Here is a 12,211-nt window from a genome sequence, read left to right as displayed (position 1 = left end):
TTAAGGATTGAAGTAATGCAGATTCGACTGTTAACCCTGGTCATCGCCGCGGTGTTGACCACCGCTGGCGTGACGAACCTCCGCGCGGAAGAACCCGTTACCAAGGCCTTCGTCAACGGCGAAGGACCAGGCTGGGTTTCGTTGGGCAAAGATGACTTCACCAAAGTCAACAGCAACGACGATACATGGACCTTCCACGAGGACGGCTTGATCGAGTGCACCGGCAAGCCGGTCAGCGTAACGCGCAGCGTGAAGCAGTACACCAATTTCGAGCTGGTCTGCCAGTGGCGGCATTTAAAGAATGCCGGCAACAGCGGCATCTTCGTCTGGACCATTCCGTCCTCGCTCGAAAAACTGACCGGACCGGGGCTGCCGCAGGGAATCGAAGTCCAGGTACTCGATCTGGGTTACAAAGAGCAGTACGAAAAAGGTGGCAATCGTAAAGCCGATTGGTTTACGTGCCACGGCGACGTCTTTCCGGTTGGCGCGGCCAAGATGACCCCGTTTCCTCCGACCGCACCCAATGGCGCACGCAGTTTTCCTACCAAGGAACTCAGCAAGGGAACCGGCGAGTGGAATCACTACTACGTTCGGGCCATCAACGGAGAAGTTCGTCTGTGGGTCAACGGAGAGGAAGTCTCCGGCGGCACCGGATGCTCGCCAGCGACCGGCTTTTTGTGCCTGGAATCGGAAGGATCGCCGGTCGAGTTCCGCGGCCTGAAGATTCGCGAACTTCCGTAGTCGCAATCTAATCCGAAACATAATGAAAAAGGCCGTCCATGATCTGAACCATGGACGGCCTTTCTTTTTTGGGATTGGCAACGCGTGTGGCCTTAGAGCGTTTCCAAGTTAGGTGTGGCGTCCGGCGCGGCCGCAGCCAGCCAAAGACGCTACAGATGAATTGGAACCGCTCTAGATGGTCAGACGTCGTTGGATCGCCTTTGGGTCGATCGGGATGATCTTGGTGGTGGCCGAATAGTCGGCGACCAGCACGCTGCGGGCTTTCTTCTGCTTCTTCAGTTCGTACTGAATGACATAAGCGCCAATCTGCGTTCCATTGCCAGTGTAAACCGGCGGCCAGAATTCTTCCGGTCGGCTCGAGAGGGTCTTGGCCAGCAGTCGGGTGCCACGCCCTGAGTAACCGCCGAGCATCATTTCCAGACGCCCTTGCGATTCGTGATAGACGTAGATCAGGTAGGCGGGCTCGTAGGTGGTTTCGTCCCACTTGCAGCAGCCCCAACTGCCGTCTTCTTTTTCGTAGTAGAAGCCAGGCGTCTCGGGAGCGTAGCTCTTGGACAACTGGTCGCCGCCGCAGCAGGAACCAGGAAACTGAGCGTTCTTTTCGCGGTGACGAAGATAGATCGGAATGGCTCGCTGGCTCGGATCTTCGACTTCATCCTGGCTGATGAACGGTTCGGTATTGAACGCGCTGGCGAGTCCCAACTCGATCACCGGATTGCTACGAATACTTCCCAGGCTGATCAAAGCTTTGTCGCCATCGACGGCTTGGAAGCTGGAATAGACTTCATGACCGCGGCGATGCACCTCTTCGTCCTCGGCCTGACCCGGAGCCCAGACAAGCGTCTGGAAAAGGTCTTCCGGCTGAGGAATAGGCGTGTCACGCATCATGTAGCCGTCGCCGCTGAGCGAGACCATGTCGCGAGGCATGTCTTGCTGGCGATACTTGGCCGTACCACCCAGGGTGGAAATACCGGTGAGCAGTTGCCCCTGCAGGATCGTGTCGGAAGCAACCACCCAGGCACCCTCAGCCCAGTTTTCGTCGGCACGGATGCCAAGACACATCTCGACCCGCTTACGCCGGGCCAGCAGTTCCCAGAAGTTCTCTGGCTCGACGGCGAATAGCGCGCCGGGAAGCTGGTTCGCTTCGGCGTAGCCATGCTTAATCAGGAAGTCGCACACCTGGGCAAGCGCCGATAGCGGGATGTACTTCGCTTCGTTCTTTAGCAGGGAAGAAACTTGATGGCGATCCAATCCGGTGAAGTCGCAGATCGCTTTAATGGTGCCAGGACGTTTCTTAGGATCTGGCGAGTGATTCAGCAATTCTGCAAGGCGAAACGAGAATTTCATCGTGATTCTCCGAGCGTTTTTATGCTCTACCTAATCTTAGAATTAACAGAGTAAAATCTTCCCCAGGAAGACTGCATCACGCGTTGCCGCTTGCAAGCATCCTGAGAACCGGTGACGTAACCGCCATCGTACGTTACCTTAATGATGACTATCTTGCCTTTGATGTCAACGTGACTTTCTGCACCCTTAGGCAAAAAGTCCCCGAAAGTACCCTTTGAGGGTCTAGGAATTCCCGTCGTATGGCTTAATTGCCCGAAAAACGATGGATCGGCAAGTAAAGAAAAACTTTCGAGAAAATTCGCCGCGATCTAGATGCGGCGATTCTGCAGGCTTCGCTGGTTGAGGTATTCCCAGAAAATGGCCCCCGGGTTCTCCTTGGTGCATGCCAAGACATGATCGCAGTTGTTGCGGGTAGCAATGTCCGCAAGCTCAGCATTGAAGCGACTGACCGCTTTCAGATATGCCGACCGGATGTCTGCTGGTTGAGCAATGCGCTGGGCATCGATTTCCAGTCCCACGAAGCGGGTCATTCCATCGAGGTTGAAGTTCAACTCGTGATCGTGAATGACTTGCACCAGCACCACGTCATGCTTGTTGAAACGAATCCTCTGGATCGCGTTCTCCAGTGTCTCAAGGTCGCCAAAGAAATCGCTGAAGATCATCACGATTTCCCGCCGCGCCATCCGTTGGCTGAACTCGGACAAGCAGGCATGCAAATCGGTGGTGTCGTCGGCATCCGTTTCGTCGAGATGCTGCGACATCCGAATGATCTGGGGCAGAGCATTGCTGGCCGGAATGTGCCCGCGAATCTTCGTATCGAACGTCGTGAACGAAACCTTATCTCCCTGGCGAACGATGCTATGTGCCAGGCTGACCGCCAGCCGCGAAGCGAAGAGCATCTTCTGCGAAGCCTCTTCGCCGTATCGCATCGACTTACTGATATCGAGCATCAAATGGCAGACGAAGTTCGTCTCCATTTCGTACTGCTTGATGAAGTACTTGTCGCGCGTAAAGTAGACGCGCCAGTCGATATGTTTGGGGTCGTCACCGGGAACGTATTCGCGGTGTCCTGAAAACTCGACCGCAAACCCGGACGACGGCGACTTGTGCGCACCGGCCAGGTTTCCGCTCACCAGCCCCCGGGGTTCCAGGGAACGCCCAGAGAGTTGGCGAAGAAACTCGTAGTCGAGATATCGGGATAGAACGCCGCTATTCACTGGCACACCTTTTCAATCGAACGGAACAACTTAGGCTGCCGGGCAGGCGTAGGTTTTCTCGGACGAGACTTCTTCCAATAGCATTTCGATCAGCTTGTCGCTGGTGTAGCCGTTGGCCTGGGCCGAGTAGTTGGCCGCCAAGCGATGCCGCAGTGCCGGCTTGACCATCGCTTGCACGTCGCTGATGCTCGCGTGATAACGGCCGTACAAAATGGCTCGTGCTTTGGCACAGGTCACCAGCGTCAATAGACCACGCGGCCCGGCCCCCCAAGCCACCCATTGATTGACGAAAGAAGGAGCTTCGGGCGCTCCGGGGCGTGTCGCACGAATCAGGGCCCAGGCATAACCCAGCACCTGGTCGCTCACGGGTACGCGTTTGACGAGATCTTGAAACTGCACGATTTGTTCACCACTCATGCACGAGGAAATTTGTTCCTGGGCACCGGAGGTGATGCGGCGAGCAATTTCCCACTCTTCGGCACCACTGGGGTAATCGACCCGAATATGAAGCAGAAAGCGGTCCAACTGGGCTTCCGGCATCGGGTAGGTCCCTTCCTGTTCCAGAGGGTTCTGGGTGGCCAGCACGAAGAAGGGGCTGGGCAGCTTACGAATCGTTCCGCCGGCACTCACCTGGCGTTCCTGCATGGCTTCCAGCATGGCCGCCTGGGTTTTGGGTGGCGTACGATTGATTTCGTCGGCCAGAATCAGGTTGGCGAAGATCGGGCCTTCCAGGAATTCGTAGCGACGCTTCTTGGTTTCCAGATCTTCCTGAATGATCTCCGTGCCGGTGATGTCACTGGGCATCAAGTCAGGCGTGAACTGAATTCGTTTGAAGCTCAGGTGCAGCGATTCGGCCAGCGAGCTAACCAGCAGCGTCTTCGCCAGGCCTGGCACGCCTTCAAGTAGCGCGTGCCCGCGAGCGAACATGGCGACGAGAACTTGCTCGATCACGTCGGACTGACCGACGATTACCTTGGCCAATTCGTCGCGAAGCTTGCCATAGGCGTTTTCGCATTCTTGGACGGCGGCGACGTCGCTTTGGGAAATCGGATCGGATGCCATAACTGGGTGCCTCAACTCGAAGGACGATGGTTTTGATTTGAAGGAATAGGAGGAGCGCCTTTTAGTCGACGTTCTCGAAGTAACGGCGAAGTCGCTCTTCGTAACCAGGCGGAGGCGATCGCCGCACGCTGGCCCGAATCGATTGCTGAACGCCGGGTGGAAGTTTCGTGAACCACGGCTCTTTCTCAAACGAGCGAGCTACGGGATTACTGTTGCTGGTTGCTCCGGACGAAGCACTTTCTCCCTCGTTGGCTTCTTTACCGTCGGTAGCCTCGGTGGAAGTGCTCGCTTGGGAATTGGATGGTTGACTGCTTGTGGGTTGCCCCTGCATTGCATTCTGAGCCAAGGCGTCAGTCGGCGATGCTGGCTGTGAAGCGCTGGGATTGTCGAGCATTGCCGATGCCGGGGCAGACATGCCCAGCGGGTCGATCGAAGCGACCTGGTTGCCTTCGATCTGCCCATCGGCGATCAGTTCCGGCATTTGATCCCAGAGCGACTCCATCACCTCGGCCCCGGCCAGTGCCTGGGCAGTTACCTGTGGCGTGGGGGAAACCATCGAATTCCCCATTTCCGCCGATTGAGGTGGTTGTGCGGGACTGCCTGGCGATGGAGATTGCTGCGAAGCCATCTGCGAGGGACTGCCACTTTGCGGTGACTGACTGCCTGGCATCGGTGATCCCTGGGAACCTTCGGCAGGGCTGCCTGATTCTTGTCCTGGCTCGCCGGCGAGATCCCCTGGTTCAGGCGAACCGGCGGCGTCGGCGGGCTCACCCATGGCACCTTCTGCCGGCGTATTATTCATGGGTGACATAGGCACCGGCAGTCGCGACGCCGTATGCAAAGCTTCGCGAACCGGTTGATTGGCGATCTGCCCTTGCTGGGCCGCGTTGGCGGCAAGCTGCGTGGCCTTACGCTGCGAATTGGCAAATTGCCGCATCGATTCGGCAAGTTGGGAGGCAACTGGGTTCTTACTGGCCTCTGAACCCGCGTCTCCCTCACTCGCCGAATCGGCGGCGTTATCGGCGACGTTTTCTCCGGACGGCATCGGCTGCTCGCCCGCAGCACCCTCGGCGGCACCTTCGGGTGTTTCGCCCATATTGCCCTCGGCTGCGGCAGCTTCCGCATTGTTGGCCATGAACTGCTCGGAAAGCTGTTGAATCTTCTCACTCGAACCGGCGAGGTTATCCAACAGGGTGGCGATCTCTTCGGCGGCCTTTTTGTCGGCGGCAATCGGCTGACGACGCCCCGCCAACTCGGCACGAGCTTGTTGTACCTGTTCTTGTCGCTGCTGAGGTGTCGGTGCCTGAGACTCACCGCTGGTAGGGCTGTTGCCCATCGGCGTTTGGGGGTCGACGCCCACGGGGGTATTGGCCATCGGACTGTTTGCCATGGGAGATTGGCCCTCTGTGGAAGCTTCCGGCTGATTGCCAGCCTCACCGCTGCTGGGGGAAGCCGAATTCTCGCCAGCATTCGCATCCGAAGAAGCTTCCTGGTTGTTTCCCTCTTGGTTTGCGTTCATTGGGGAATTCTGTCCGCTGGCATCGTTCATGGCCATTTCATTCTGGCCAGCAGCGTTTTCCGGTGGCTTTCGCAGCCGGGCGGCCGCTTCGGGCGAGATCATCCCGGCCTCGTTCGCCAAGGCTTCCATCTGGGCCTGGGCTCCGGCAGGATCCTGCTGCTGGGGCATCGATCCTAGCGCGTCGTCGACGTTGTCGATCTGATCGAGCTGCTCGCCTGCGGTTTGGGCTAACTGATTGGCAGCTTCTTTCGCGGCTTCGCGAAGGGCCTTGGCGGCCTGGTTCAGCTTCTGTTGCGCTTCGCGCGATTGGGCCTGAAGCTCTTGAGCTTTTTTGCCGGTCGCTTCCGGCGACTGCTGCGGCTTGGCCATTTGCTTGGCGGCTTCGCTGGCTTTGTCGATTTGGCTTTGGGCTTGCTTCAATGCGTCGGCTGCTTGGGGAGCCGTATTCTTGGTCCCCTCGGCGACGCGGTTTGCCACGGCGGCGATGTCGCTTTGCGTTTCGGCCAGCGCCTCCATGTCTTGGTTTTGGCCTTGCTGCGGATCGTTGGCAACCTTGGCCGCGTCTCGTGAGATCTCTTGCTGTGCGGCGGCTGCCCGATCGAGGGCCTCGGCCGCTCGGGCTAATTCACCGATCTTGGTCGCTAGTTGTTGACGCTTGGCATCGGCAAGCGTGGAAGCAACGTTCTCCAGCGCCTGGCGGGTCGCATCGGTAGCGTTTTCCTGGGCTTGGGCGGTCTCTTCCTGATTGTCCGAGGTCGCTTGTTCGGCGGCGGCCGCGGCCTCGTTGGCGCTGGCTTTCGCTTCGGCGATCATCGGTTTGACGGCATCGGGAAGGTTCTCCGTCTTTGCCGCTTCCTCCAAAGCTTGCTTCGCTTCCTGTTGCATTTGAGCGACCGCGTTGGCGTTCTCGGGGTTCTTCTCGAACTGCTCTTCGGCGCTGGTCTGTTTCTCGAGTGCTTTTTCCAGATCCTGCTTCGCTTCTTCCAAAGCGGCGATCTGCTCGACACGCTCGTCGGCGCTGGCAACGTTGGGGGGAACGGCCTGTTCGATGAGCTGGTCTTTCAGCGTTTCGAGCTTGGCCAGCACTTCGTCCTGCTTTTCCACGGCGGCTTCTTGATCGGCTTCAAACAGCTCGGCAACGGCTTCGGCGGCCGACTGACTGGCTTCCTCCAGCGGCTTGACGTTCTCTGGCTGGCTGGTCATTTCTTTGGCGAGTTCTTCCAGCTTCTTCTGAATCGATTCCTGCTTCTGCGAGAGTTCGTCCGCTTTCTCTGGGGTCAACTCGGCTTGGGCGGTCTCTTCCTTGACGGTCTCCTGTTCGTCCTTTAGCTTCTCGATCTCGTTCATTGCCGATTCAAGGCTATTGTCGGCCAGGCCTTGGGCCTTTTGCAGATCTTCCAGAATCTTGTATAGGGCGGCCACGAACGCATCCTGATGGACGCTGGCGCCGGAGTATCGCCCTTCACGAATGCTGGTCAGCGCTCCTTGGACTTCTTCCGAGGCGTTTTCTTCTTTCAATATCTGCTGCCCGGCGATGGCCGAGTTGGCCAGCGATCCACCCCAGCCGCGCATGTCGAGCAAGGCTTCTTCCAGGTGATGGAACATCATGACCGCATCGGTCTGGCGCGACAGATTCGCCAAAGCGGCGGCGTCGCGCGATTCCATCGGCAACTGCGGCAGACCTCGGGTTTGGTCGGAAACGGTTTCCTGAACGGCAATCAGTTCCCGCACTTGAGCGTTCAAGCGAGCCAGCCGCATCCGGCGGTAAAGTCGCTGACGTTCGGCCATCAAGGTGAGCAGCACCTTGCGGACTTCGTCGCGTGCCTCGGTGATCGCCGTCACCCGTTCTTGTCCTTGAACTTCCTGGGCGAGGATCAGCTTCTGAACGACGCCCTGCATCTCGTTGCGGATCAGCTCGTCCAGGTTTTCCCGCATCTGCAGGATGTCGGCATAGATCGGAACTTCCGTCAGGCCGTTCTGCTTGAGCTGGGCTGCCTGAAGATCGAGCACCTGCGAGACCAACTGCCGCGTCAGGGCCTGGGCTTGCTGTTGGACGTACTGCTTGCGGCGCAAAAGGTTGACGTCGGTGTCTTGCGCAGTCGCCTCTGGCGGCAGCACGGCACCGGCCGTCATGACGAAGGTTAAAATCAAGCTGGCAAAAATCGAGCGTATCATTGGGTTTCTCCCAAGCCTAATTGCTGTTGGATCAACTCGCTCAGCATCTGTTCCGATTGCTTGTCGGCTTCCGCGATGGCAGCCAAGACCGTGCTTTCGTCACCAATTTCCAGATTAATCGGATCGCTTTGCCCTGGCATCTCGTGGGCGTTATCGCGAAAGTCGGTCGCCAGGAGCGTCACTTCGACGCGATCACCCACTTCCAATGCCCACGGGGAAAGATCAAGGGAAAATTCCCCTTCCAGTGAAGTCTGCGGAGGCTGATTCGCGGCGAAGGTCTTGAGGGGAACTTCCACCACGCGGGGGGCCGTCTGACCGTGATGAATCTTCAGCTGAAAGGCCAGGTTCGCCAAGCCAAAGTCATCCGACGCACGGTAGCGAACCACCGGTGATGCGGTCGCCAGGACGATATGGTGAATCGTTTGCAGCGAAGCGCTGGGAATCCGATCGGGCACCACGCGAATCGTTCCTCGAATCGGCGACGCCGGGGACAAGCCGAACTTGTCGACCGCGCTGAGCTGGTAGGTGACCGTTTCTTGAATGTTCGCGAGTGAAGCCTGCTGCCGATCAAGCTGCCAGGTGTTCTTCGCATCTGCGACCGGGGAAAGCTTGCTTACCGATTGCGATACGCCGCGCAGAAGGGTCAGCTGCGGAGCGTTCAGCTCGCGATCGGCCACGACCTGCAACGACACGTCACTTCCAGCCAGTACCGCAATGTGCGTCGAGGAGGAACTGTTGGCAAACTGAATGTTCTTCGCGTAGTCGGGCGGAGTCGCAGCAAGCTCAACCTTGAGTGCCGGCAAGGTGATGATTTCGATATTGAGCACCGGACTGACGGCATCGCCGGCGAAAACCTGGTACTGAATCGGTTGAATCAGTCGTGGGATCGCGTAAACGTACTCGCCGCGATCGTCATCGGTGGACTCGAGGGTCGCCGACGTCGATTCTCCCTTTTCATCTTCGAGCGTCACGCGACACGTCTTCGGCAAGACGCCTTGGCAGGCAATCGTCAGTTCGAGACCGCTGCCATAGCCGATCGGGATCGGCTTGGTCGGATCGCTCAGATCGACCTCTTGGCCATTGACTGAAATGGAGCTGATCAACGTTTTGGTGGGATAGTTGACGTTGGCCAACGTCAGCCGCTCGAAGAACGCGGAAACGTGCCGCGGAGCGAAAGCATAGGTCGCGGCGAACAGTATCGCGATCAACCCAACGACGAAGTACCGACTGGGTAGCCGGCGTGAATCGAATCCTTCGAAGATGTCGATCTCGTCCTTCAGTTCCGCGACATAGTCGACCACGGCTGCTTGCAGTTCGGACGATCCGATGGCCTGACCTTGTTCAAACTGAATGGCGGCAACCAGGTCGCCATCGATGCCGTGGGTGTGCTCGACCGAGATCGCCGTGTCGATGATCGACGCTCCCCAGCCACGCAGGGCGGAAATCGCATTTCCGAGGCCATAAGCCAGAACAGGAACGCTCACCAGCATCATCAGGCCGCGGTGTAGTGGGTTCAAGTTCAGACTGAAGTCCAACGTGAACCAAACCAACAGTGTGCCGGTGACCCAAAAGATAGCGGACGTCAGCGTCAGACCCACGCGCACGCGGTCGCGGGCATCTCTTAGTCGACGCAATTGCGTTTTCAGACTGCTAAGTTTCGAGGTGCTCATGCCAGGTTCGCTCGCTTTCGGGCAATCCATTCCGCCATCAATAGAGTCACCACGACAATGAACCATAGCGGCGTTCCCCAAATCGGGAAGCTGCGTGAGATTTCCTCGACGACCGGTTCCAGCTTGACGTCGTCGACCAGTTGACCGGCGTCCTGAAGTTCGTACGACTTGCCACCGGTTGAGGTGGCCATTGCTTTTTGAAGTGCCAGGTTTCGAGCCGGGTTACGTTGTTCGGCGGTGGCGCCGACGACGTCGAAGCGAATTTCGCTGGGCGATCCGTTGATCGGATCCGAGACGCGTGCGGTGAACCTGCCGGCCTCGAAAACCGGGACGCGGGCCTCAAAGCGGCCAGGTCGCGACTCGCTTAGCTGGATGAGCGACGGCTGGACGCCAGGCTCGTCCCCCAAAAAGACCTGAGCCTGAAGTCCTTCGGCTGGCAGGTCATCCATGGTGAGTGGATCGAAGTTTTCGTCGTAAGCTTCCACCGTCAGCAGAGCCCGGTCGTCAACCTGGTATTCCGGCTGGTCCATCGAAAGGACGAAACGCTTCTGGCTCCCCAGGGCATGACTCAACGCGAGTCGCGAAATTATCTGCGACCAGAACTGGCGATAGTAACGTTCGCCATGGATTCGGCGGAGCCGCCAAAGTTCGTTGAAGCCGATGTAGATGACTTCGCCGTTGCCGTAGCGCCGGGTCGCGATGAGCGGCTGTGGCGTTTTGCCGTCGGCACACACATCGGTCGGATGTTGAGCTAGGACATTGGCCTGCGAGTGAACGCCGAGCACTGGCTGATACCAGGGAAGTTCCCCCAGGTTTTCCCACGGCTTCAGCGGATCGACCGAGCTGCTGTCTCCTAACTGCATGATGTCGGCCTGTTTCCCCAGTGGCGTGATCTCCATGCGGAACGGCTTTGACGCGCGGATGGAAAGGGATCGATCGAGCTTCACCGGCAGCATGTCGGCGATCTCGGTATTGATTAGCTCGGAAGGACCATTGTTGGGACCGGAGACAATTACCAAGCCGCCGCCAAATTGCCCCACGAACTGCTTGAGCATACGCGAAAACCGTTCGTTGAGCGCCTCCGAGGGAACGTCTCCCAGGAAGATCACGTCGTTGGCAAAGAACTCGCTTCGCTGCGGCGTGAGGGTGGGGAGGAACATTTCATTCGCCTGACGCACTTTGGGGTCAGCCGAACGGAGGAAGGTACGGAAACCTTCCATGCCGACCAGGCGGTCACGGTGGAACACTTCTTTCACGAAACGCCATTCCCAGGTCGGCTCGTTCTCGATGAACGTCAGGCGGATGTAATCGTCCACGATATTGACGGCTCGCGACGACTGGTTGTTCTGTTCGCTGACTTCCCCTGGTAACACATCAACTGAGGCGGAAATCAGGAAACGGCCCGACTGCTGCGGAATGAAGGGAAACTCGAGGTATTGGATCGACGTATCGAATACGGCTGCCTGCGTACCGACGATGATGTCTTGGCCGCTTGGTTCCACGACCGACTCGCCCTGCATGGGACGCGCGGTGACGGTGACCTGGGCCGATTCCCCTTCGGCACCAGACTGGCTGACGCGAACGGTGATGGTGGAGCGTTCTGCCTTTTTCATCTTCAGCGGAGGCTGGATCTCGACTTGCAGGTCACGCGTCGAGACGGCACCGATTCCGATGGGGTAAATAGGAACGCCCAGTCGATCGAGTGGCGTCGGATCGTTGTGTCCACTGGAACCAAGCGGAGCCGTACCGGAGTTGTGGGCGAAGTCGCTGAACATCACCACGCCTCCCAGTCGCCTGGAAGATTGGTTACCGAGGTCGGTGATCAATTCACCCAGGGCAGTTACTTTGCCGTTGGTGGTCAGTTCGGCGGCAACCGCTTGGGGCGAGGATGGCTCGTCATCGTTGCTGGCACTCACGCGGCGGGCCACGCTGGTCGATTCACCGTCGAAGACGAAGTACTCGATCTCTAAATCGTGTTCGTCACGTAGCTGGTTGATCAGGTTGTCGTCCGCTTTTTCCAAGTACGCTTTCACCCATTGCTGTCGGGTCAGGGCAGGGGGAGCGGCCTGGCTACCGGTTCCTTCCGTTCCGACGGCTTTGCTCAGAGCCGACAACTCATCGGGCGTGAGGTTGTCGCGAATGTTCATGCTTTCGGTGCCGTCGAACACCAGGTAAAGCACGGGTTTCAGCATGCGGTTGGCGGTCAGGCGAACGGTAGGGTCGGCCAGGGTAACGACCAGCATCACCAGAATCAGGGCCCGGGTCGCGGCTAAGGCGGCGGCCGGCAACCGGCTGAGTCCCGTTTGAATCCGTGTGTAATACCAGACCGCGAAACCGATCGCCGCCAGGCAGCCGACTAGCAGCCAGGTTGGATCGACCGCCGCCCAGGGCGCAGCGAACGAGAAGCTAACGCCGTCGACCGATTCGACGTCGCTAATCCCGAGAAGCCAACCTATTACTTTTGAAATCATTCCGTTTCA

At 58.3% G+C, this 12,211-nt stretch carries 7 protein-coding genes; 1 reads left to right on the top strand and 6 read right to left on the bottom strand.

The window, feature by feature from the left end; genetic code table 11:
- Positions 1-15 precede the first annotated feature (15 nt).
- Positions 16-741: a 3-keto-disaccharide hydrolase gene (locus Pan97_RS15020; protein WP_144973884.1), complete on the top strand. Its 726-nt coding sequence runs from the start codon at positions 16-18 to the stop codon at positions 739-741.
- Positions 742-912: 171 nt separating this feature from the next.
- Here the strand turns inward: Pan97_RS15020 and Pan97_RS15015 are convergent, their stop codons facing one another.
- From Pan97_RS15015 to Pan97_RS14990, 6 genes are all read right to left on the bottom strand, one after another.
- Positions 913-2,088: a helix-turn-helix domain-containing protein gene (locus Pan97_RS15015; RefSeq protein WP_144973882.1), complete on the bottom strand. Its 1,176-nt coding sequence runs from the start codon at positions 2,086-2,088 to the stop codon at positions 913-915.
- A gap of 308 nt (positions 2,089-2,396) precedes the next feature.
- Positions 2,397-3,305: a DUF58 domain-containing protein gene (locus Pan97_RS15010; RefSeq protein WP_144973880.1), complete on the bottom strand. Its 909-nt coding sequence runs from the start codon at positions 3,303-3,305 to the stop codon at positions 2,397-2,399.
- Between the two features lie 30 nt (positions 3,306-3,335).
- Entirely contained in the window at positions 3,336-4,367 is a 1,032-nt protein-coding gene (locus tag Pan97_RS15005; protein WP_144973878.1) for an AAA family ATPase, read from the bottom strand.
- A gap of 61 nt (positions 4,368-4,428) precedes the next feature.
- Positions 4,429-8,061, bottom strand: coding sequence for a hypothetical protein (locus Pan97_RS15000; protein ID WP_144973876.1), 3,633 nt, complete (start codon positions 8,059-8,061; stop codon positions 4,429-4,431).
- Positions 8,058-9,731 (bottom strand): DUF4175 domain-containing protein, encoded by a 1,674-nt coding sequence (locus Pan97_RS14995; protein WP_144973874.1) that lies wholly within the window; start codon positions 9,729-9,731, stop codon positions 8,058-8,060. Before Pan97_RS14995 ends, Pan97_RS15000 begins: the two co-directional genes overlap by 4 nt.
- Positions 9,728-12,202, bottom strand: coding sequence for a hypothetical protein (locus Pan97_RS14990; protein ID WP_196782110.1), 2,475 nt, complete (start codon positions 12,200-12,202; stop codon positions 9,728-9,730). Before Pan97_RS14990 ends, Pan97_RS14995 begins: the two co-directional genes overlap by 4 nt.
- Between the last annotated feature and the right edge of the window lie 9 nt (positions 12,203-12,211).

The sequence above is a fragment of the Bremerella volcania genome (assembly GCF_007748115.1).
GTDB classification, from domain to species: domain Bacteria; phylum Planctomycetota; class Planctomycetia; order Pirellulales; family Pirellulaceae; genus Bremerella; species Bremerella volcania.
This window is presented reverse-complemented; position numbering and strand designations above follow the sequence as displayed.